The organism is Gracilibacillus caseinilyticus, assembly GCF_022919115.1.
Taxonomy (GTDB): Bacteria; Bacillota; Bacilli; order Bacillales; family Amphibacillaceae; genus Gracilibacillus; species Gracilibacillus caseinilyticus.
Map to the genome: position 1 here is coordinate 2,557,228 of NZ_CP095072.1, position 22,961 is coordinate 2,580,188.

The following is a 22,961-nucleotide window of genomic DNA, read 5'->3' on the forward strand; positions in this document are numbered from 1 at the left end:
CTGAATGAGAATCAAGCTAATGAAGAGATTAGCAGCTTATCATTTGGTGACTTTTTGAACATCTACTATAATGAGGTAAAGTGACTAAGAGAAGGGACGTTGGTGAATGGAGCCGTTATTACATATAAACAATTTAGAAGGTGGATATACCCACAAAAATGTCCTCCATGGCATTTCTTTCGATGTGAAACCAAACGAAATTGTCGGGTTAATCGGACTGAATGGAGCTGGGAAAAGTACGACCATTAAACACGTGATTGGTTTAATGCAAGCAAAAAAAGGTACCGTATCGATCAATGGCAAAACATTTCAAGAAGCGCCAGAACGATATCGGCAACATTTTTCCTATATTCCGGAAATGCCTGTTTTATATGATGAATTAACATTAGAGGAGCATCTTCGCCTGACAGCTATGGCGTATCAGATTCCGGAAGATGTTTATCAGGCGAGAGTCCAGCCACTGTTACAGGAATTTCGCTTAGAAAGGAAATTGAAGTTATTTCCGATCCACTTCTCAAAAGGGATGCGACAGAAGGTTATGATTATGTGTGCCTTTCTGGTGGAGCCGGATTTATATATCGTAGATGAGCCTTTTGTCGGCTTAGATCCACTTGGGATTCAATCGTATTTACAATTGATGAATGAAATGAAGGACAGTGGAGCTGGTGTATTAATGTCTACCCATATTTTAGCGACTGCCGAGAGGTATTGTGATCGCTTCGTTATTCTTCATGACGGTGAGATTCGGGCAAAAGGTACACTGGAAGAATTACGAGCTGCTTTTCAACAGCCTCAAGCGACTTTGGATGATTTATATATACAGTTAACGAAGGAAGCCGATCAGCATGCTTGACGGAAAGAAATTATTTGTTGACCGACTCACTGCCCATATCAAAGAATTAAGTCGATATTTACGCTATATTTTGACTGGTCACATTGTGATTGCAATGGTATTTATCGTCTCTGCCATGTCAGTTTATTATCAAAAATTTTTAGAAAATATCCCGGATCAATTTCCGTCTGGATTAGTGATTGCGCTACTTTTAGGGTTGGCCACATTTCACAGTCCGATCCAAACGATGTTAAAGAAAGCAGATATGGTGTTTTTGCTTCCGGCTGAACATGTGCTCTCCGGTTACTTCACGCGTACGTTAGTATACAGTTTTGTAACACAGCTGTATGTCCTGATTTTGACTACAGCGGCTCTTGCGCCATTATATAGCACTGCTTTTGCAGAAGGGGTACCGTATGGTTTTATACTGCTTGTGCTTCTGGTTATAAAAGTGTGGAGTCTGACAGCCAATTGGTGGATGCTGCGCGTTAGAGACGGTGGCACCCGCAAGATGGATAAAATCGTTCGTTATGCGTTAATTGTGTCTGTTATTTATTTCTTTCTGTTGCAGGAAATGCTGTTTCTAGCGATTGTGACTATATTATTAATTGTCTTGTTTGTAACCAATTATCAGTTTGCCCAAAGACAAAAAGCATTAAATTGGGACTTGTTAATTGAAAATGACTACTTGCGAATGCGGTCCTTTTACCGTTTAGCTAACATGTTCACGGATGTACCGCATATGGAAACACAGGTCAAAAAACGTTACTGGCTGGCAAGGCTATTAACCAATGCTGTTCCTTTTCGTCAACAGAAGGCATATACGTACTTATATCGATTGACGACAGTCAGAAGTGGTGAATATTTCGGCATCTATCTTCGTCTGCTGGTAATTGGTGGCTTGTTAATCTATTTTGTACCGAACCAATGGTTAAAGCTCATATTCGCTATTCTTTTCGTTTACATGGTTTTCCTGCAGTTATTACCGTTGTGGAAGCACCACGTAACCATCGTCTGGTTAGACCTTTATCCAATTGGTCAAGAGCTGAGAAAGCAATCGTTCGTCAAATGGCTACAACAGCTCATTGCGGTACTAGCCTTGGTATTCGCTGTCTTACTGGTTCTGATCGGTAACTGGATGATGGCGATCTTGATGGTACTGGCAAGTATTCTTTTTGTCCAAATGTTCATTCCGTCCTATTTGCATAAAAAAATGGCACAGTAATGATCAGCTTGTTATATCAAAGGTAAAAACGATTCTATAGGAATTGTTTTTACCTTTTTTTGTGAGTGTATAAAGTATGTAATTACAGTCATATAGGTGAAAGGTTAGAAACAGCTATTAGCAATAATTCTGAGCATTATATTGTTATAAGAGGTGAGAAACATATGGTCACAGCTAAAATACTACCTGTTACATCAGTTGTATAGTCTGCACTTTAGCGCAGGCTAACCACGTAGACTCCCGTGCCCCACAGGACGCGAAGTGGTTGGCCGGAGCGGTATCATACCACTAACAACATTTCAAAATGGTCCCAATGATAGTTAACATAATCCGTATTAATTATAGGTAGTTTTATCCACAAGTTTGTTAGAAACGTGTGAGATTAAGGTCGTTTTTGTTGTAAATACAACAAAAATGATATAGAATGAGTAATGGTGTTTTTATTGTAATTGCAACAAAAAAATCCATGGTGAGGGGGTTAGTATGAAAGAGATTCTACGTGAAATTGGCATGATTGCAAGAGCATTGGATTCTATAAGTAATATAGAATTTAAAGAACATGATCTTACAAAAGGACAGTATCTGTACATCGTGCGAATTTGTGAAAACCCGGGTATTATCCAGGAAAAATTGGCCGAAGTGATAAAGGTAGACCGTACAACAGCAGCTCGTGCTATAAAAAAATTGGAAAGCAATGGCTTTATTGTCAAGCAAGAAGATAAACATAACAAAAAAATTAAGAAACTCTTGCCAACAGAGAAAGGAAAAGCAATTTATCCTTTTATAAAGAGAGAAAATGATTATTCCAATACCGTAGCATTAGAAGGATTTTCTGAAAGCGAAGAGGAAACTATTTTTAAGCTTCTACAAAGAGTAAGAAAAAATATAGAAAAAGATTGGGAATTTGTCAAAAAGGGAAATAAGAGAAATTACAGATTGTGGAAAGGAGATGACATATAGAGATGAATGTAACAATAACTAGGTGTAAATACGAGGATTTACCATTACTCCAAGAAATAAGCATTGAAACCTTCAATGCTACATTTAAAGATCACAATTCACCAGAAAATATGAAAGCTTATCTGGAAAAAGCATTTAATTCAACGCAATTGGAAACAGAATTGTCTAATATCTCTTCGGAATTCTTTTTTGTCTATTTCAATCAGGAAGTCGCTGGATATTTAAAAGTGAATACCAATGAAGCTCAATCTGAAAAAATGAGTAATATATCACTTGAAATAGAAAGGATTTATATAAAAAATCAATATCAAAAACATGGCCTTGGTAAATCCTTGCTAGATAAAGCGATAGATATTGCGGTTGAGCGTAATAAAGATGTTATTTGGCTAGGTGTATGGGAAAAAAATGAACGTGCTATCGCTTTTTATAAGAAAATGGGGTTTATTCAAACAAGTGAGCACTCATTTTATATGGGGGATGAAGAGCAAACGGACTTGATAATGACCAAAACACTTAATTGATTTCTAAAGTGGAATGAATGCCAGACCTTTTATAACCCCGCCCAGTCCTAACTAACTTAAGTATTTATAAAGCTGCCTATAATACGGATTATGTCAACTATCAGAGTGGTAATGTTGAAATGATTCATGTGCTGGGATACCACTCCTGCCAACCACTTCTCGTCCTGCAGGGCATGGCTGAAGCTAAGGTGCAGACTCTACAAGTGATGTCAGAGGTAGTATATAGAGCTCTATCTGTATGTGTTTATATTTTATTCTGATGATGTATAAAGCATAATGCCTAGCAACACTGCTTTTAGCTGTTACATACGTTGTAGCACTTCTTTAAGCGTAGGAAATATGCGGAGACTCCTCATGCGTCAGCGCGAACTGAAGATCCACTATTGTCCGTTCCTGTGTTTACAAGTATCGCTTCGAAGTGAGCTTCATCGGCACAAGGCAGCAAAGAAGCAGTTCAATTAGTAGCCTAGCTGAAGTCCTGCCCCACAGGACGAGGAGCATATTTCCGGAGCTTTGCTTAGCAGATAAAACATTTCAAAATTAGAACATTGACATACAGTTCCACTTTACATAATCCGTATTATAAGAACCCATACTTCTTCTTGAGGAATGATTCTCTGCAATAGTTATAAAACAAAAGCCGAACAGGATCTAATAGTAATCATGTCCGCTTTTTCCGTTAATTCTATACATTTGTATCAGCTTCCAATGGTTTTATGATTCATTACTATGCAGCACAGCTGAGATCAACGTCTTCGCTGCTATTTTCATTGCTCGTTCGTCGAAATCAAACAAAGGATGGTGGTGTGGAACGAAGCCGTTTTCGATTTGTGCACCAGTAAAAAAGAATACGCCGGGTTTATTTTCTAAGTAATAGGCGAAGTCCTCTCCTGTCATACTTGGCTGAATCATTTCCGCCGTTGTTACTCCTGGTATTTCTTTAGCAAGTGCGATAATTGTTTCGGCATGCTCCGGGTGATTCACAACAGGCGGATAGCCATAAGCGTAGTCAAAGTGGTAGTCCACGTCATAGCCTAGGCAAGTACCTTTAATGATTTTTTCCATTTCTTCGACGATGTATTGCTGCACCTCAGGACTAAATGTACGAACAGTCCCTTCAATAGTCGCAGTTGATGGAATAACATTGTAGGCATTTCCAGCATGAAAAGAACCGATCGAAAGTACTGCCGTCTCAAGTGGATCAATTCGTCTGGAGAGAATCTGTTGCAGGTTCGTGACGAGTTGAGAGCCAACGACAATCGGATCTTTCGTCTGGTGAGGAATTGCACCGTGCCCACCGACACCTTGAATTTCTACTTTGAATCGGTCAGCTGCGGCCATAAAATTGTCTGGTGAAGTTTGGACGATTCCATATGGTGTACTCGTCCATAAGTGGGTTCCGTAAACCACATCCACACCATCCAATACCCCAGCATCAATCATTGGTTTGGCACCACCTGGAGCAAGTTCTTCAGCATGCTGATGAATAAAAACGACTTTGCCTTTCAGCCGATGCTGATATTTCTTTAGTATTTTAGCCACAGCCAGTAACGTCGCAGTATGACCATCATGACCACAGGCATGCATGACACCGTCTTTTTTTGATCTATAACCCGTTTCTTTTTCATCCTGGATCGGAAGCGCATCGAAGTCTGCACGCAATGCGACCGTCAAGCCATCCTCTGCACCTTGTAACGTTGCAACAACTCCATTTCCTCCCATATTTTTTTGGAAAGGTATATCGAGTATGTTGTACTGTTCCTGGATAAAGGCAGCTGTTTTTTCTTCTTGAAATGAAAGTTCAGGATATTGATGCAAGTATCTTCTCATTTCTATCATCTCGTCATATAATTGATCCACTTCAGCAAATAAAATATCCCTCATTACGTTCACCCCGAATTGCTTTTCTTTTCATTATATCATAGATAGCTAGGCTTGACTTTTAAGCCGTATCCCGCCAACATAAAAAAACAGCCTTCGAAATCGAAAGCTGTTCATCTATATAATAAAAGGGGGGATTAATTAAAAAAGCTTGAATCTGCCAAAAGCCGTTGTGTTTCTTCCTTATGTCTTGTCTCATCAGCTATCATATCGTCCAGCTGTACTGCCAACTCAGTCAAGCCAAGTTCTTCTGCTTGTACTTTTCTTTTCTCATAACGTTCGATTGTTTCTTTCTCTGCTTTATAAGTAGCTTCCAGCATGTCTTCCACATTTGTAAGCTGTTCTACTTTTGCAGGTGTGGTAGTAGGTGTACCGCCTAGTGTTTTAATTTTGTTTGATAAATAGGATGCATGTCCGATTTCATCATTTATTTCATCTTCAAAGAATGGTTTAAGCAGTGAACGATATAAACCAGATACAACGGATGCATGATACGTATACATGATAGTAGCTGCATATTCATTCGCTAAATCAACATTTAAGCCATCAATTAATTCTTCTAGCTTATCTTGATCTTTTGACCTTAAGTCTTGTACTTTCGCTTGATTTTTTGCCATCAATAACAACATCCCTTCTGTATTATTATCCTTACTATATAATTACCCTATTCCAATCAAAAATAAACATCCAAATCCAATTAAGGCTTGGATATTTTTAACGCGTGTGTTATTATTATCCCGAAAGTTAATTTCATATCGATGAGCACTGGGGGAGCCAATTGGCTGAGACGAATTATTCGGACCCTTTGAACCTGATCTGGTTAACACTAGCGGAGGGAAGTGGTAGAAAAGCAGTTAATTAGTAATTAAAGCTTAAAATAGATACCACTTGTCCTTGCTGGATGAGTGGTTTTTTGCGTTATTTATTACTTGAGTAAGGAGTATTATGTATGACAACGCTTCATCTTATCACAAATGGAAAAATAATAGCAGATAAAGAGATAAAGAAGATTGGCGGACTTGCTGAGCATATCGATTTCTTACATGTACGAGAGAAACAAGCACCGGCAAAAGATCTTTGTTTTCTGATCGAGAAAATGATAGAAGCTGGCTTACCCGAAGAAAAAATAATCATAAATGATCGAGCTGACCTTGCCAAAATCTATCATTGCAAAGGAGTTCAGCTTGCCTATCATAGTGTTCCTGTGCGAGAGGTGGTACGAACTTTTCCTGATTTGCAGGTTGGTAAATCTGTTCATACGTTGCAAGAAGCGATCGAAGCAGAGGAAGAAGGGGCAGATTATATCGTGTTTGGTCATGTTTATCGAACACAGTCTAAACCAGGCCTGGCTCCCAAAGGTTTAGCCACATTAGAAACGATCGTAAACCAAGTATCGGTGCCGGTAATCGCAATTGGTGGCATAGATGTAACTAATCTAAACGCAACGCTCAATGCAGGAGCGAAAGGGGTCGCAGTTATGTCTACCATTTGGGATGCAGATGAACCATATCGAGTCTCCCAACAGTTGCGAACCATGCTTGATAATTGGAAGGAGGAACGCGTTGAATAAAATAGTGGATGAAATTGTCGTAGGTGGTGGCGTCATTGGTGCTTCGATTGCTTACGAATTGAGAAAGAGAGGACACAGCGTATTATTGATCGAAGCCAATTCGATTGGGTCAGGAGCATCCAGTGCAGCTGCTGGAATGTTAGGTGTTCAAATGGAATGGCAGGAGTCATCTCCGCTCTTTCAATTTGCAAAGGAGAGTCGTGCGCTTTATCCGTATCTGGCTGAGGAATTGTATGAGATAACTGGCATTCATATGCAGTATGTGAAGCAAGGAGCATTAAAACCCATAGAACAGGAAGATCAAATCAAGGAATTACAGAAATGTGCTGATTTACATCAGGAACATGGGATGCGAGCAGAGATACTTAGACCCGATCAATTCCCAGAAAAGCATGTGGCAAAAGATTTTGCTGCAGCACTGCATTGCCCGGATGAGGGTCAAGTGTCTGCGCCCCATGTTACAAAAGCTTTTGCAAAGGCAGCTGAACGTTCTGGCGTGCACATCCTCGAACACACACCTGTTATCGATGTTTTAAAGGAACACGGTAAGGCTGTTGGTGTCTTAACTAGACATGGAGAACGTTTTTATGCGAACGAGGTTGTGATAACGAGTGGTTTCCAAACGGCAGATATGGTTCTGACTCTCCCCAAGTTGACACCTGTCAAAGGAGAGTGTCTTTCCGTTAAGAGCGAAAAGGTTCTTTTTCATACAACATTATTTACAGAGGGGTGTTACCTTGTGCCGAAACAAGGTAACCGAGTAATTATTGGTGCAACGACTAAACCAGATGAAACTAGCAGGGAAGTCGAAGCTGGCAGTGTGTCGGGATTATTAGCAAAGGCTTCCAGAATTGTACCGGAAATAAAACGGGCATCATTGGAAAAAGTCTGGTCAGGCGTGCGTCCTCTAACAAGAGATGGTTATCCTTATATTGGTGAAGTCCCAGAAGTACCTCATCTATACATCGCTGCAGGGCATTATCGAAATGGGATATTGCTAGCGCCTCGCACGGCAACGTATATGGCAGATTTACTGGAAAATAAAGTGGACTACAGAAGCTACCGGCATACCTTTAAGCGAAATATAGTTAAGGGAGTGAGACTTTGAAACTTGTCATTAATGGGGAAGCAATGCAGATCAATGATACGGTGACAACCGTAGAACAATTAATACGATCGTTGCAGTTAGAAAAGAAATCACTAATTGTCGAACATAACCAGGCTATATTGAAGAAAGAACATCACTCAAATACGGTGGTCTCAGAAGGGGATCGCTTAGAAATCGTTCATTTTGTAGGAGGAGGTTAATATATGTTAACAATCGGTAATTATCAGTTTTCATCTCGCTTATTTTTAGGAACAGGAAAATACCCAAACTATGCGATTCAAAAACAAGCTGTCGACCAATCAGAAACAGAGGTACTGACATTTTCGGTTAGACGAATGAATATTTTTGACGCAGATCAGCCCAATTTTTTAGAAGAAATTGATTTGGAGCGCTATCGCTTTTTACCTAATACAGCAGGTGCCAAAAATGCAGAAGAAGCAGTTCGTATTGCAAAACTAGCAGATGCTTCTGGTCTCTGTGACATGGTAAAAGTCGAAGTGATCGGATGTGATAAAACGTTATTACCCGATCCAGTTGAAACGCTGAAGGCAACGGAAATATTATTGGAGGAAGGCTTTACCGTATTGCCGTACACCTCCGATGATGTAGTGCTGGCCCGCAAATTGGAGGAGTTAGGAGCGCATGCGATTATGCCAGGTGCTTCACCGATCGGTTCTGGACAAGGAATCATCAATCCACTACATTTACAATTTATTATCGACCAGGCACAAGTTCCGGTCATTGTCGATGCAGGAATCGGTTCACCAAAGGATGCTGCTTTTGCGATGGAGCTTGGAGCCGATGGTGTCCTGTTGAATACAGCTGTCGCAGGAGCGCGTGACCCGGTTCAAATGGCAGAAGCGATGAAATTGGCTATCCAAGCCGGAAGACTAGGTTATCAGGCAGGACGTATCGACAAGAAAGAATATGCGGTAGCAAGCAGTCCACTAGAAGGAATTAGTGAGCGTGGATAATCGATACCATCGCCAGATGCTGTTTGAACCAATTGGTGAAGCTGGACAACAACAATTAACAGGCAGTCATGTCGCGATTGTTGGCGCAGGCGCATTAGGCTCCAGCAATGCAGAGATGTTAACCAGAGCAGGGGTAGGTACGATTACATTAATTGACCGTGACTATGTAGAACTGTCCAATTTGCAACGACAGCACCTTTTTACCGAACAAGATGCAGCAGAACGTATTCCAAAAGCAATTGCAGCAAAAGAGAAGTTGAAGCACATTAATCAGGAAACCACGGTGCATGCTGTCGTCGAAGATCTAGGTGCCGAAGAATTGGAAAAGATAATACCCGAACTCGATGTCGTCATCGATGCGACTGATAATTTTGAAACAAGATTTATCATAAATGATTGCTGCCAGAAATATCAAAAGCCTTGGATCTATGGTGGCTGTGTCGGGAGTTACGGATTAACTTTTACCGTGATGCCAGAAACATCGCCATGCTTACATTGTTTAATGGAACATATCCCGGCAGATGGTGCTACTTGTGATACAGTCGGTATTATTAGTCCTGCCGTTCACATGGTAGTAGCACATCAAGTGGCGGAAGTATTAAAAATATTAACGGGTAATCGGGAAGCATTGTCGAAGAAATTAGTGGCATTTGATATGTGGAGCAATCAACATTCAGAGTTAAACGTAGACAACTTGAAAAAAGAAGACTGTCCATCATGTGGAAAACAGCAGTATCCTTATTTATCCTATGATGCTCAATTAAAGCCAGCAGTTCTCTGTGGCAGAAATACTGTGCAAATAAGACCAGCAGCAGGTAAACAGCTTAATATTGCAGAAATCAAACGTAATCTGGAATTGAACGAAGCGCTGGAACCTGAAGCGAATCCTTATCTATTGTCATTCAAGGTGCGGGACTGCCGGATTGTTCTTTTTCAAGACGGGCGCACGTTCATTCATGGAACAAAAGATATCCAAGAGGCCAAGAAACTCTACTTCCGATATATCGGTTGATGCGAAGCAACATGAGACAAGTGCTCATGTTGCTTTTTGTCATACATTAGGAAATGACAGTTTCGGACACGATCTGCGTTATGAGGAGTCTCCGCAAATTTCCTACGCTTAAGAAAATGCTACAATGTCAGTTAAAAGCAGTGGTTTTAGGCATTTTGTTATTTAGAATTCAAATGCTATTATTAATGGACATTTATTGATCTGCTCAATATGCTAGCTCTTGCAAATGTTCTAGAGTCCCTATCCTAGCGCATGAATTCATTTCAAAATTACCACTAAGCCAGCATTACATAATCCATATTATAGGCAGCTATATATACTTAAGTTAATTATGATTAAGCGGATTTAAGTCCAGTTTTTATTATGTTGAAGAGGTAATTTTTAAATGTCAAGAAACATTCATTTGTTTTTCGTGTATCAGTATGTATAATTAATGTGAAAGGAGAATGTCATGACATGGACAAGAAAAAAGATACGTTACTATTTATTATTTGGGCACAAACCCTCATTGCGACAATGGGAAGTTTGTTTTACTCAGAAATCATGAAATACATACCCTGTGAATTATGCTGGTTTCAGCGAATTCTTATGTACCCGCTAGTAATTATTTATGGGTACGCCGTCTATAAGAAAGATATCCGATATGCCTTTCCTGGATTAATTATGAGCGGTATCGGTCTTCTCGTTTCCGCCTATCATTACTTGATACAGCATGTACCAAGTTTACATTCAACAGGTGAAGCGTGCGGTGTTATTCCATGTAACACGATATATGTAAATTATTTAGGGTTTATTTCCATTCCTTTTCTGGCTTTTATAGCTTTTCTTGTCATCTTTAGTATCCACTTATTTTTAATCGTACAAAAAAGGAGAGCCTAATATTATGAAGAAAATGATCATATTTGTACTATTGCTTGTTGTCATTTTTGGAGCATTAGTATTCGTTGTACAATATCAAAACTCTCAAAAATTAGATGGGGTGGACAATCCCTATAATAAATCGGATTTAGATCAAGCAACAATTGATCAATTAGAAGATCCGATTTACCAGAATCAAATTTTGCCTGATGAATTACAAGAAAAACTGGATAACGGGGAAGACGTGACAGTGTATTTCTATAGTCCGACCTGTATTCATTGTCAGAGGACAACTCCTGTTGTCGTACCCATGGCTGAAGAATATGGTGTGGATTTAGTGAAGTTGAACCTGCTCGAATTTGAAGCAGCCTGGAATGAATACAGCATCGAAGCAACCCCGACGATTGTTCGTTATGAAGCCGGTGAAGAAACAGCAAGAATCGTAGGTGAGCACGAACAAGCTGACTTTGAAAACTTCTTTGAACAAGAAGTACTGCATGAAGAATAAGTAGTGGAAAGCTGATCATGAGAATTGATCAGCTTTTTTATTGAAAAGAGCTTTGTTTAGGCATAGATATCAACCACTTGAAGATGGAGCAAGTTCAAGGGTAAGGAAGATCACAATCGAGTTCATACGCCTGAAGATGCCCCAAGCTCTAACGAAAAATATCAAATAGAGCTGAAACACCAGAAACCACGAATCATTCTAAGGCACGCATCCCACACATGCTCCAAACAAAAACATCTACGCAACGAGGCTTCATTCCTCTCCTCCCACTTTAAAATTTTCAGAATAAACGGATCCTGTAACATATGAATTCTGTTTCTTGAATGGTAATGGTTTTTGATCCTTCCATTTTTCAAAATCTTCAGGGTCTTTCCATTCGATTAAGAGAATATACTGATTACCATGAAAAGGACGTAACACTCGTGCTGCAATAACGCCTTCGAGATCTTGGACGATTTGATTGTATTCCATCTCAAATATGGGACGGCCTTCTTCCGTAACAGGAATATGGGTCATGCTGATATACCCCGATTCGGTTAACTGCCCGATTTGTGTGAGCACTTGATAATTCCTGCTTGTTTCAAAAATCGATGAGGCGGTATCTTCGTAATACGCTATCGATTTGACTTGATTATGCATAAGTATAAAGGGAGATATGGAATGACTCTCCTTTATTTTCTCGAGAAATTCGTATGTTCCATTTGTCATATATCCATTCATTATTACCACTCCTTCTATATATCGTTTTCCCGTCGTAGTTTTTACTAAACCGTTTCTACTGATTCGAGGTGTGAAATATTAACTGATTTGTTGAAAATTTTGTGAAGAATATATTGGAAATTCGTCTGATTATGATAATAACATTCGTCGTTGTCAACTTTTCTATGATAAAATGAAACTATTGTCGAAATTTAAGAGAAAGGTGGTGTAACAGTTTGGATAAAGCAAAGCTCAAAGAATTCCTTCAAACGATCTGGTCAACGGTAAAGCGTTATAAATGGTTTTCCATTACTATATCTACGATGATCGGCTTATCGATATGTGCTTATTTATTTTTGATTTTTGGCGGGAGATTTGTCTTTGATGAGCGCGCCGTCATTTTGCCGACTGCTTCCAAGGTAGTAGCGGAGGATGGCACAGTACTTGGCAAGCTTTATACAGAAAATCGAGACTACGTAACATTAGATGAGATCCCTGATCATGTCGAAGCGGCATTCTTAGCAGTGGAAGACCAACGTTTTTATGAGCATGCCGGTGTTTCTTTTCCAGCTGTTGCACGAGCTGTTTACCGTGATGTGTTAGCGATGAGTAAGGTGGAGGGTGGCAGTACGATTACCCAGCAATTGGCTAAAAATTTATTTTTAGTCCATGATAAAACATGGATGCGCAAAACGAAAGAAGTTATGGCTTCTATTTATTTGGAACGGAATTATTCGAAGTCTCAGATTTTAGAATTATACTTAAATGAAATTTACCTTGCTCACGGAGTTCATGGTATTGGGACCGCAGCTACATATTATTTTGGCAAGCCGATTCAAGATCTAACGATTGATGAAGGGGCGTTGCTTGCTGCTATGGTAAAAGCTCCGAATAGTTATTCTCCCTTTAATGATATCGAAAAGGCAAAAGAACGGCGAAATCTCGTGTTATCACAAATGGAAAGTACCGGCGATATTTCCACTGAACAATTATTGACGTATCAGGCGACTACTATTAAAACAGCAGAACAAGAAGAGGAAAGAGATCCATGGCTCGATGATTATTTTGCCTATGTACTCGACGAACTCGAGAGCGATTATGATTTAAGCAGAGAAGCACTAAAACGAGGCGGCTTCACAGTGGAAGTGGCGATGGATCCATCCATACAAAAAATCGCCTATGATCATGTGCAGAACGACGAACACTTTCACGGATCCAATGATCAGGTAGAGGCAAGCTTTGTGTTAATGGATCAGCAAACAAGTAAATTAAAAGCACTTATTGCGGGCAGAGATTTTCAATTAAACAAAACGAATCATTTGCTTACCAATCAACAACCTGGTTCGTTGATGAAGCCATTAGCTGTCTATGGGCCAGCCATGCAGCTGGGAGATTATCAGCCATATGATATGCTGCCAGACAAGGACATTGATTATGACGGATACCGTGTCACCAATGCTGACGGTAATTATGCCGGGGAAGTCACCATGTATGATGCTGTTAAAGAGTCAAAAAATGCACCGGCCGTGTGGTTGCTTGATCAGATTGGTATCAGTTACAGTAAATCGATTTTGGAAAAGATGGATATTACCTTGAAGGATCAAGGTTTGGCGATTGCATTAGGTGGGTTAGAAAATGGAATAACACCAATTCAAGTGGCAGAAGGCTTTCGTACCTTTATCCATCAAGGCGAATGGACTCATGCCAGCAGTATTGAAGCGGTTTATGACAAGGAACAGGAGCTCGTCAAATCCCAAGAACAGAAAGCGGTGAATGTGTTTAACACACAAACTGCCTGGAATATGCTGCGGATGCTAGAAGCAGTGGTGAAAGAAGGGACTGGTTCGAGTGGAACCTTCAGTAAAGCACTGGCTGGAAAGACGGGGTCGACACAGCACACAGCCGTTGATGGTGCGGTGAAAGATGCCTGGTTTGCAGGGATCACACCGTCTTATGTAATGACAACATGGATCGGATACGATGAAGCGACAGAAGATAATTACTTAACAGAAGGATCGTCACAGGCGACAGCACTGACGAAATCGATCCTGACAGAAATCGATAAACGAACTCCAATGGATGAAGCTTTTCAACAGCCAGATGGTGTGGAGGATCTGCCGGAGCCAATCGTACTGCCGACCATTACCGATTTAGATGCTTCCATGAAGCTAGGCGGTTTATCCTTGCTGCAAGGGGAATTAACGTGGTCAGCTGCTGAAGACAGTCGGATTATCTACCGAATATATGAGCAATCTGAAGATGGAGAGCATATGATTGGAGAAGTAGAAGGAAAAGGATCGTACACGATTAGCCCTATGAATGTATTTAAAACGAGAAAATATTATGTCGTTCCGTATAATCCTTTAACAGAACAAGCAGGAGATGTATCGAATATCGCTACCTTAAAATTTGACTTTTAAGGTGTAACTATTTACAATTATTTTTTAGTTATAATAATTACAATTTAGTGAACGTTTTGCAAAAGTACTATACATGAAGTAGGAAATTTTCTATAGTAAAATGGAATGGGAAAAAAGGGTGAAATAGATGACAAGATTTAATGACACAATTTTAAAAGCTTTCCGAGGGGAAGAGACGGACTACACGCCTGTTTGGTATATGCGTCAGGCTGGCCGCTCACAAAAAGAATATCGAGAATTAAAAGAGAAGTATTCACTTTTCGAAATAACGCATCAACCAGAGCTTTGTGCCTATGTGACGCGTTTACCTGTTGAGATGTATGACGTCGATGCAGCCGTACTTTATAAAGATATTATGTCTCCATTACCAGCGATTGGGGTGGATGTGGAGATTAAATCTGGCGTTGGACCGGTCATTGACAATCCGATCACTTCATTACGCGATGTTGAAAAACTCGGTTCAATTGACCCCGAAAGTGATGTACCATACGTTCTGGATACGATCCGATTATTAACGCAGGAACAATTGAGTGTACCGTTGATCGGATTTAGTGGTGCTCCTTTTACACTTGCAAGTTATATGATCGAAGGTGGACCTAGTAAAAATTATCATAAAACAAAAGCATTAATGTACAGTGATCATAAAGCATGGTTCACGTTAATGGATAAGCTGGCGGATATGACGATCACGTATGTAGAAGCTCAGGTCAAGGCAGGTGCTCAGGCGATCCAAATTTTTGATTCGTGGGTAGGTGCTTTAAATATAGCTGACTATCGCACTTTTATTAAACCAGTGATGAACCGCATTTTTTCTGCATTACGAGATTACAATGTGCCGTTAATTATTTTTGGTGTTGGTGCCAGCCACTTAATTAAAGAGTGGAATGATTTACCGGTGGATGTAATTGGGCTGGATTGGCGTATGTCGATTGCAGAAGCTCGTCAACTAGACGTGACCAAAGCACTGCAAGGAAATCTTGATCCCGCTTTTCTTATGTCAGATTGGGAAGTTATCGAGGAGAAAACGAAACAAATTATTGATGAAGGGAAGGCACATCCGAGTCATATCTTTAATTTAGGACACGGAGTTACCCCTGAAATCAGCCCAGAAAGATTGAAAAAATTAACTGCCTTTATACATGAATATTCAAAACGATAAGAAAGGATGTCACATCATGGCAAAGAAAAAAGTAGGACTACTCGTTATGGCATATGGAACGCCATACAAAGAAGAAGATATTGAAAGATATTACACACACATCCGTCACGGACGCACACCATCACAGGAAATGCTGGATGACTTAACAGAACGTTATCAGGCAATCGGTGGTATTTCTCCACTAGCCCGTATTACAAAAGAACAAGCAGAAGCACTAGAGTCTCGCTTGAATAAGATGCATGACGACATTGAGTTTGTGTATTACTTAGGGCTAAAACATATCGAACCATTTATCGAAGATGCAGTAGAACAAATGGCGAACGATGGCATTAAAGAAGCGATTTCGATCGTACTTGCACCGCACTATTCAACATTTAGTGTGAAATCCTATAACGGAAGAGCGAAGGAAGAAGCAGAGAAGCACGGTATTGCGATTCAATCCGTAGAGAGCTGGTATGATGCAGAAGGTTTCATTAGCTATTGGGCAGATGCTATCACGAACGAGTATGAAAAAATCGAGAACAAAGAGAAAGCTGCATTAATCGTTTCTGCGCACAGTCTGCCAGAAAAGATTTTACAAAATGGTGATCCGTATCCAGATCAATTAAAACGAACAGCTGATTTAATTCAAGAACAAACCGGTATTCCGAATGTCGAAATTGGCTGGCAAAGTGAAGGAAACACACCTGACCCATGGCTAGCTCCAGATGTGCAGGATTTAACACGTGAACTACACGAACAAAAAGGTTTTGAATCGTTCATTTATGCACCGGTTGGTTTTGTCGCGGATCATCTCGAGGTTTTATATGATAATGATTATGAGTGTAAGGTCGTTTGTGATGATATAGGAGCTGCTTATTATCGTCCACCAATGCCAAATGTTCATAAAACATTTATTCACACATTAGCAAATGTAGTATCTGAAAAACTGCAAAGCGCTGATCAAGCATGAAAAAGATAACTATTATAGGCGGTGGAATAGCAGGACTAACTGCCGCATATTACTTAGATAAGAAGATAAAAGAAGACAAACTGGATTACGAAATAACCCTGTTGGAATCAACAAACCGGTTAGGCGGTAAAATTAAAACAGAGCGACGGGATGGATTTACGATTGAAAGAGGTCCAGATTCCTTTTTGATTCGTAAGCAATCTGCTGAACGTCTGGCACGGGATGTTGGCATTGGAGACAAGCTGGTCAAAAATGGTACAGGAACCTCCTACATATTGGTTGGCGAGGATTTGCACCGCATGCCTCAAGGCTCTTTTATGGGAGTTCCTACACAAGTTAAGCCGTTCCTGTCTTCTGAGTTGTTTAGTCTGACCGGTAAATTACGAGCTGGTATGGACTACATTTTGCCGAAAGGTGAAGCCGCAGAAGATCAATCACTGGGGAAATTTTTTAGACACCGATTAGGTGATGAGGTCGTCGAAAATTTAATTGAACCACTATTATCAGGTATTTATGCTGGGGATATGGATGATTTAAGTCTGATGTCCACATTTCCTAACTTCTATCAGCTAGAACAGGAATATGGCAGTTTGATTAAAGGACTGCACAAGACCAATCAAGCACCGAAACCTGCTACCGGGAAAAAACCAAGCATGTTTTACAGTATAGATGGTGGTCTGGCCACATTGGTAGAAGCAATGGAAGAAGCATTATCAGAAGGAATTGTTCAAAAACGAAAGGCCGTTCAAGACTTGACGAAAACAGACAAAGGCTATGAACTTACGTTACAAAACGGTGAAAAGATCGAATCTGATGCAGTACTTGTTGCAACACCATATTCTGTGATGAAACAGCTGATGAATCAATATGAAGTGATTTCCGAATTACCACATATGAGGGCTACCTCAGTTGCCAATGTTGCATTAGCTTTTGATAAAGAGGCGATTAAAGAAGACATCGATGGCACCGGTTTTGTCGTGTCAAGAAATAGTAATTACCGAATTACAGCTTGTACGTGGACCCATAAGAAATGGCCGGAAACGACAACGCCTGAAGGTAAAGCATTACTCCGCTGTTATGTAGGTCGTCCTGGAGATGAAGATGTAGTAGATTTATCAGATGAAGCGATTAAGGATATTGTGTTACATGATATCAATAAAATTATGAAAATAGATGGCGATCCAATCTTCTCTGTCGTTTCACGCTGGAAGGATGCCATGCCGCAATACTCCATCGGTCATAAGCAAGTAGTCGAGCGCTTAGAAACAGGGCTTGCAAATGAATTACCAGGCGTATTCATAGCAGGAAGTCCCTACCGGGGAATCGGAATCCCTGACTGTATCGATCAAGGCGAAGCAGCCGTAGAAAATATATTATCGTTTTTAGCAGAGTGACAAGAAGTGCTCTGCTTTTTAGTATAGTCTTAGATGTAATCATGCAGAAAATGAAGATGGGTTCTTATAATATGGATTATGTAAACTAGCTAGCATAGTGGTAATTTTGAAATGATTCAAGTGCTGGGATACCGCTCCGTCCAACCACTTCGCGTCCTGCGGGGCACGGCTGAAGCTAACTTTGTGAAGAAGGGCACTTCACAAAGTGGATCTTCAGCACCTGCATGTCCCGCGGGAGTCTACGTGGTTGGCCTACGCTAGGATATAGGGTCTCTACAACTTTTGTTAGAGCTAGCATATTGGTCACAGCAGATATAACAGCATTTGAATGAATAAACATAATGCATAGTACCATTGCTTTTAGCTGTTCCATACGTTGTAGCACTTCCCCTAAGCATAGGAAATATGCGGAGACTCCCGTGGAATCAGCGCGAGCTGAAGATCCACTTTATCTGTGCCTGGGTCTGCAGGTATCGCTTCGAAGTGAGCTTCCTCGGCACAAGGCAGCAAAGAAGCATTCCAAGAAGTAGCCTAGCTGAAGCCGTGCCCACAGGACGCGGAGCAATTTTCAGGAGCTTTGCTAAGCAGATAAAATATATCAAAATTACCATTTTGCAATACCTTAGACATAATCCATATTATAGGTAGCTGTATTTCATTTTCTTTAGTTATAATAGTGTAGGTCAGCATCAACCACAGAAAATAGTTTTAGCCATAAAAAAGAGCAGCTATTGTTCATATAGCTGCAGGTGTCTGTCTTTTACATATATCTTAATTAATTGGATGGGAATGTTCATCATCCTTGTTCAGCAGGATAAGAAGGATGAAAGAAACGAAAGATATGGTAAAAGACGTAAACAGGTTAGATGGCGGGATGATTGCAGTATCTGTTACAGCAACATCATATCCGCTATTCCTTACACGTTTTGAGAATAAGCACATTCTCAAAAGTGAGTTGTGTATCTATTGTATTATAACAAATGAAAAAAATCAACACTTTGTATTAGTACAATTGCGAAAAAATTTACTTATGATTCTGATTCTTTTATACTAATAACAAATCAACCTTTGAAGGAGAGTAAACAGAATGAAATTTATTGATAATAAAGGCATTACCGATCCATATATTAACCTGGCGATCGAGGAATATGTCCTGAAACATTTTGGTGAAGAAGATACGTATCTGTTATTTTACATAAATGGTCCCTCTATTATTATCGGAAAAAACCAGAATACCGTAGAAGAAATTAATACAGATTATGTAGACGAGAACGGTATTAAAGTCGTTCGTCGATTATCAGGCGGCGGTGCTGTGTATCATGATGAAGGGAATTTAAATTTTAGTTTTATTACAAAAGACGATGGCGACAGCTTCCACAATTTTGCCAAGTTCACAGAACCGGTAGTAGAAGCATTACAGAAATTAGGCGTGCCAGCGGAATTAAAGGGCCGCAACGATTTAGTAGCAGACGGTAGGAAAATTTCCGGTAATGCGCAATTCACCACAAGAGGTCGAATGTTCAGTCACGGGACCTTAATGTATGATTCTGAGATTGAAAATGTCGTACGCTCATTAAATGTTAAAACAGAAAAAATTAAATCAAAAGGAATCAAATCCATTCGCAGCCGTGTTGCGAATATTTCTGAATTCCTTGAAGAAAAATTATCAATGGACGAGCTCAAAGCACATATATTAAAACACGTCTTCGCAGTAGATAACCTGGAGGATGTACCGCAGTATGTGCTGACTGAAGAAGATTGGGCCAACATTCGTAGGCTTTCTGAAGAACGCTACCAGCAATGGGATTGGAATTTCGGTAAATCTCCGAAATTTAATATCCAGCATTCTCACAAGTTTGATGGCGGATTAGTCGATGTTCGTTTCGACGTTCACAAAGGCATTATCGACAATTGTACGATTTATGGTGACTTCTTTGGTGTTGGGGATGTCAATGAATTAGAAACAAAATTAAAAGGAGTTCGTTATGATCGTCAAGCCATTGATGAAGTGTTAAGCGGCATTGATGTGTCCCACTACTTAGGTAAAATTAGTAAAGACGATTTCCTCGGCTTAGTCTATTAATTAAAATCCTCTTATCTGAACAGGTAAGAGGATTTTCTGTTAAAAAAATGATTAATATGGTACAAGTTAAGCATATAATGATAGTAATGAAAAATATGGGAGTTTTGTCATGAAAAAATACATCTTTGGTTACTGTCTCTTTACGATTTTGGTATTTATCTATTTTTATGATTGGTATCCGCTTATGTCCTATGGGGAAACTAGGTATGGTGCATTAGCACATGCTTTCTTTCTGGCGATGTGGCCATTGCAGCTGCTAACGCTGTATCTGTTAACCTCCAAAACAACACTGATTGAGAATATCGAACAAATCACATCGCCAGTAAAGAAAATCCTTGTCTATGTCACGATGCTTGTATTGCTGGATTATCTTGTTCATTTTCCTTTCCGATTTGCCTGGTATCGCATTACATATAATGAAGGAATCAGCACGCAAGGTGTATTCTCCTGGCTCACAGAAGGTTTATTAAGTCAGGCGTTATTCTGGCTGTCCTTATTCGTAATGGTAGTCGTGGCACGTAGCGTGATCAAAAAATGGCCCGAACGCTGGGGATTTATACTTTGGCTGTTTGCAATCCCGGTCGTTGTCTTTGTGATGTTTATCCAGCCGATTTGGATCGATCCGCTATTTGATGATTTTCAGCCATTGCGCAACGGGGAACTAAGAACGGAGATTGATTCATTGACAGAGCAAGCGGGCATAGGCGAAGCGACGTTACTCGAAGTCAATAAAAGTGAGAAGGTTTCAACCTTTAATGCCTATGTAACAGGGATATTCAACCATGCACGGATTGTGTTATGGGATACAACCATCAACGGGATGTCCACTAGTGAAATTCTCTTTATTATGGCACATGAAATTGCTCATTATATGTACCACCATGTCTATATTGGCATTGGTTTATATTTAATGTTAAGTCTGGTTGTTTTACTACTGTTACAGAATGGTATCCGCAACTGGAAGGACAAGCATAAGCTTCCGGCGATGACGAGAATTTTAACCATCACAGTAGCAGTACTAATGCTTACGCAGCCATTATCGTTATGGATCTCACGCCAGATGGAATCCCAGGCAGATCGCTATGCTATCCAGCATACGGAATATCTAGAACCAGCATTAGCAAGTTATCATCTGTTAGCTGAACAATCAAAAGCAGACATGTCACCTGCGACCTGGCTGGTTTGGATGCGTTCCAGTCATCCACCGCTAGCTACACGAATCGAGAGAATCGAACAAGAAATGGAAAATCGTGAAACCAATTAACCTCCTGTTTCGTATAGTTAATAGAGGTGATAGTAGTGGATGTTTTTTATCAAAAAATCGTAAAAGCACAAGAAGATAAACGGAAAATGAACCGATTAACACACCAGCGCAAGGAATTATCAGTAGCATTAGAATCGTTAACCGATCAGAGACAGTCAACCTTTGATCAGTTACAAAAAGAAAAAGTCGATGTGGAAAAATTGGAATCTTTCAGTATTGCTAACCTTTTCTATTCGATAACAGGGCAAAAAGATGAAAAATTAGACGAAGAAAAACAAGAGGCAGCAAGAGCACAATTGCGCTATCAAGAAGCGAAGGAATCGGTGACAGATATTGAGCAGGACATTGAAGAGTTAGACGATCAGATCCGGACTTTAGGGGAACCAGATGTCCGTTATCAACACTTATTAGAAGAAAAGTACCATCATTTACTCGATGCCAATCATGAAAGTGGCCATCAAGCATTATCCTTGTTAGAGCAGCTTGGCGTGATGGAAGATGAGAAATCTGAAATTGCCGAAGCGATTGCTGCAGGTGAAGATGTGAAGCGTGCGTTGTCGGAAGCCAGTGAATCATTGGAGAAAGCGAAGAACTGGGGGACAGCAGATATGTTCGGTGGCGGGCTGATTTCAACGTCTCTAAAACATAGTCATATTGATGATGCGAAACGTTCAATCCATCACGCCCAACGGTTATTACGCAAGTTTTCTCATGAATTAAACGATATTGGTACATCGTTTCAAGCGGATCTATCGATTTCTGGCGGCTTAACTTTTGCCGATTATTTCTTTGATGGCTTGATCATGGACTGGTTCGTCCAGGACAAAATTAACCAGTCAGCTGAAAAAGTCGACGACATGTACACCAGGGTGAGCGACACGATCCATCAGCTGAAAAAAATAAATTTAGAATTAAAAGAAACCATGACAAACGCACACAAACAATGGGAGTCCATTGTATATAATGCATCGTAGTGTATATTAGTAGTTCCGTTCTGAATCGGCATATTCTTAACGGGACTACTAATTTTTTGTGTTTCCATTCAAGGTGTGATATAACACAAGTAATGGAGGTGCAAGGATGTCTGGGCTAAAAACACCTGTTCATTTATGGCTGGTCGCTGTTATTTTTCTTTTCTTTTATGTAATTGGCTTGATTGACTATGTTATGTCAATGAGCTTAAACGAGTCCTATTTCAACTCGTTGGAATATAGCCAGCAGCAAGTAACATATTTTAGTAATTATCCCATTGTTCTTTCGATTATCTTCGGTATCAACGTCTTTGGTGGAACGGTCGCTGCTGTTTTGCTCTTTTTCAGAAATAAATATGCTGTAACCTTGACGCTTGTGGCATTGATTGCTAAAGTATTGCTCGATTTAACGACATTTCTGTTTATGGATCGGTATCAAGTGTTTGGTCCGCAATCCTCCCTAACCGATTTATCGATGATCTTGCTAACATTACTAGTCTATCTGTATAGCAAGTATATGAAGAAAAAAGGAGTATTAAACGAATAAGAATTGCTTGCATGACGAATAAT

General features: G+C 40.0%; 23 protein-coding genes and 1 riboswitch. Of the genes, 20 read left to right on the forward strand and 3 right to left on the reverse strand.

Annotated features, from left to right (window positions below):
* Positions 1-106 precede the first annotated feature (106 nt).
* The 4 genes from MUN88_RS11935 to paiA all read left to right on the forward strand — a co-directional run bounded on the left by MUN88_RS11935 (position 107) and on the right by paiA (position 3,538).
* Complete coding sequence (locus tag MUN88_RS11935) at positions 107-853, forward strand: ABC transporter ATP-binding protein (RefSeq protein ID WP_244715299.1); 747 nt, start codon at positions 107-109, stop codon at positions 851-853.
* Entirely contained in the window at positions 846-2,057 is a 1,212-nt protein-coding gene (locus MUN88_RS11940; RefSeq protein WP_244715301.1) for an ABC transporter permease, read from the forward strand. Before MUN88_RS11935 ends, MUN88_RS11940 begins: the two co-directional genes overlap by 8 nt.
* Positions 2,058-2,540: 483 nt before the next feature.
* Positions 2,541-3,017 (forward strand): MarR family winged helix-turn-helix transcriptional regulator, encoded by a 477-nt coding sequence (locus tag MUN88_RS11945; protein WP_244715303.1) that lies wholly within the window; start codon positions 2,541-2,543, stop codon positions 3,015-3,017.
* A gap of 2 nt (positions 3,018-3,019) precedes the next feature.
* Positions 3,020-3,538: a spermidine/spermine N(1)-acetyltransferase gene (gene paiA / locus MUN88_RS11950; protein WP_244715305.1), complete on the forward strand. Its 519-nt coding sequence runs from the start codon at positions 3,020-3,022 to the stop codon at positions 3,536-3,538.
* Positions 3,539-4,252: 714 nt separating this feature from the next.
* Here the strand turns inward: paiA and MUN88_RS11955 are convergent.
* Positions 4,253-5,422: an amidohydrolase gene (locus MUN88_RS11955; RefSeq protein WP_244715307.1), complete on the reverse strand. Its 1,170-nt coding sequence runs from the start codon at positions 5,420-5,422 to the stop codon at positions 4,253-4,255.
* A 134-nt stretch (positions 5,423-5,556) separates the two neighbouring features.
* Complete coding sequence (locus tag MUN88_RS11960; RefSeq protein ID WP_244715309.1) at positions 5,557-6,036, reverse strand: ferritin-like domain-containing protein; 480 nt, start codon at positions 6,034-6,036, stop codon at positions 5,557-5,559.
* A 140-nt stretch (positions 6,037-6,176) separates the two neighbouring features.
* Positions 6,177-6,274: riboswitch (TPP riboswitch) on the forward strand.
* 94 nt (positions 6,275-6,368) lie between these two features.
* On the opposite strand from MUN88_RS11960, the gene MUN88_RS11965 reads away from it, so the two are divergent.
* The 7 genes from MUN88_RS11965 to MUN88_RS11995 all read left to right on the forward strand — a co-directional run bounded on the left by MUN88_RS11965 (position 6,369) and on the right by MUN88_RS11995 (position 11,449).
* Positions 6,369-6,989 carry a DUF561 domain-containing protein gene (locus tag MUN88_RS11965; RefSeq protein WP_244715311.1) on the forward strand — a complete coding sequence of 207 codons (621 nt, stop codon included), beginning with the start codon at positions 6,369-6,371 and terminating at the stop codon, positions 6,987-6,989.
* Positions 6,982-8,097 carry a glycine oxidase ThiO gene (thiO, locus tag MUN88_RS11970; RefSeq protein WP_244715313.1) on the forward strand — a complete coding sequence of 372 codons (1,116 nt, stop codon included), beginning with the start codon at positions 6,982-6,984 and terminating at the stop codon, positions 8,095-8,097. Before MUN88_RS11965 ends, thiO begins: the two co-directional genes overlap by 8 nt.
* The gene (gene thiS / locus MUN88_RS11975) at positions 8,094-8,297 is read left to right on the forward strand and encodes a sulfur carrier protein ThiS (RefSeq protein WP_244715315.1); all 204 of its coding nucleotides are present in this window, start codon (positions 8,094-8,096) and stop codon (positions 8,295-8,297) included. The genes thiO and thiS overlap by 4 nt, the downstream gene beginning before the upstream one ends.
* 3 nt (positions 8,298-8,300) lie before the next feature.
* Positions 8,301-9,071: a thiazole synthase gene (locus MUN88_RS11980; RefSeq protein ID WP_244715317.1), complete on the forward strand. Its 771-nt coding sequence runs from the start codon at positions 8,301-8,303 to the stop codon at positions 9,069-9,071.
* Positions 9,064-10,083 carry a MoeB/ThiF family adenylyltransferase gene (locus MUN88_RS11985; RefSeq protein WP_244715319.1) on the forward strand — a complete coding sequence of 340 codons (1,020 nt, stop codon included), beginning with the start codon at positions 9,064-9,066 and terminating at the stop codon, positions 10,081-10,083. Before MUN88_RS11980 ends, MUN88_RS11985 begins: the two co-directional genes overlap by 8 nt.
* Positions 10,084-10,539: 456 nt before the next feature.
* Positions 10,540-10,962, forward strand: a complete 423-nt coding sequence (locus MUN88_RS11990) for a disulfide oxidoreductase (protein ID WP_244715322.1) — start codon at positions 10,540-10,542, stop codon at positions 10,960-10,962.
* Positions 10,963-10,966: 4 nt separating this feature from the next.
* A complete protein-coding gene (locus tag MUN88_RS11995) occupies positions 10,967-11,449 on the forward strand; it encodes a thioredoxin family protein (protein WP_244715324.1) in 483 nt (160 codons plus the stop codon).
* Positions 11,450-11,701: 252 nt separating this feature from the next.
* Here MUN88_RS11995 and MUN88_RS12000 read toward each other — a convergent pair whose 3' ends face one another.
* Entirely contained in the window at positions 11,702-12,169 is a 468-nt protein-coding gene (locus MUN88_RS12000) for an antibiotic biosynthesis monooxygenase family protein (RefSeq protein WP_244715326.1), read from the reverse strand.
* Between the two features lie 215 nt (positions 12,170-12,384).
* Between MUN88_RS12000 and MUN88_RS12005 the strand changes: the two genes are divergently transcribed.
* The 9 genes from MUN88_RS12005 to MUN88_RS12045 all read left to right on the forward strand — a co-directional run bounded on the left by MUN88_RS12005 (position 12,385) and on the right by MUN88_RS12045 (position 22,938).
* A complete protein-coding gene (locus MUN88_RS12005) occupies positions 12,385-14,568 on the forward strand; it encodes a transglycosylase domain-containing protein (RefSeq protein WP_244715328.1) in 2,184 nt (727 codons plus the stop codon).
* 127 nt (positions 14,569-14,695) lie between these two features.
* Complete coding sequence (gene hemE, locus MUN88_RS12010; protein ID WP_244715330.1) at positions 14,696-15,727, forward strand: uroporphyrinogen decarboxylase; 1,032 nt, start codon at positions 14,696-14,698, stop codon at positions 15,725-15,727.
* A gap of 16 nt (positions 15,728-15,743) precedes the next feature.
* Entirely contained in the window at positions 15,744-16,679 is a 936-nt protein-coding gene (hemH, locus tag MUN88_RS12015) for a ferrochelatase (RefSeq protein ID WP_244715332.1), read from the forward strand.
* Entirely contained in the window at positions 16,676-18,073 is a 1,398-nt protein-coding gene (gene hemY, locus MUN88_RS12020) for a protoporphyrinogen oxidase (protein WP_244715334.1), read from the forward strand. The genes hemH and hemY overlap by 4 nt, the downstream gene beginning before the upstream one ends.
* An 823-nt stretch (positions 18,074-18,896) precedes the next feature.
* The gene (locus MUN88_RS12025) at positions 18,897-19,127 is read left to right on the forward strand and encodes a hypothetical protein (protein WP_244715336.1); all 231 of its coding nucleotides are present in this window, start codon (positions 18,897-18,899) and stop codon (positions 19,125-19,127) included.
* A 33-nt stretch (positions 19,128-19,160) separates the two neighbouring features.
* Positions 19,161-20,156 carry a lipoate--protein ligase gene (lplA, locus tag MUN88_RS12030; RefSeq protein WP_244715338.1) on the forward strand — a complete coding sequence of 332 codons (996 nt, stop codon included), beginning with the start codon at positions 19,161-19,163 and terminating at the stop codon, positions 20,154-20,156.
* A 109-nt stretch (positions 20,157-20,265) separates the two neighbouring features.
* Positions 20,266-21,420: a M48 family metalloprotease gene (locus tag MUN88_RS12035; RefSeq protein WP_244715340.1), complete on the forward strand. Its 1,155-nt coding sequence runs from the start codon at positions 20,266-20,268 to the stop codon at positions 21,418-21,420.
* 35 nt (positions 21,421-21,455) lie between these two features.
* Complete coding sequence (locus MUN88_RS12040) at positions 21,456-22,394, forward strand: hypothetical protein (protein ID WP_244715342.1); 939 nt, start codon at positions 21,456-21,458, stop codon at positions 22,392-22,394.
* Between the two features lie 106 nt (positions 22,395-22,500).
* On the forward strand, positions 22,501-22,938 hold the full coding sequence (locus tag MUN88_RS12045) for a hypothetical protein (RefSeq protein WP_244715344.1): 438 nt from the start codon (positions 22,501-22,503) through the stop codon (positions 22,936-22,938).
* Positions 22,939-22,961 lie beyond the last annotated feature (23 nt).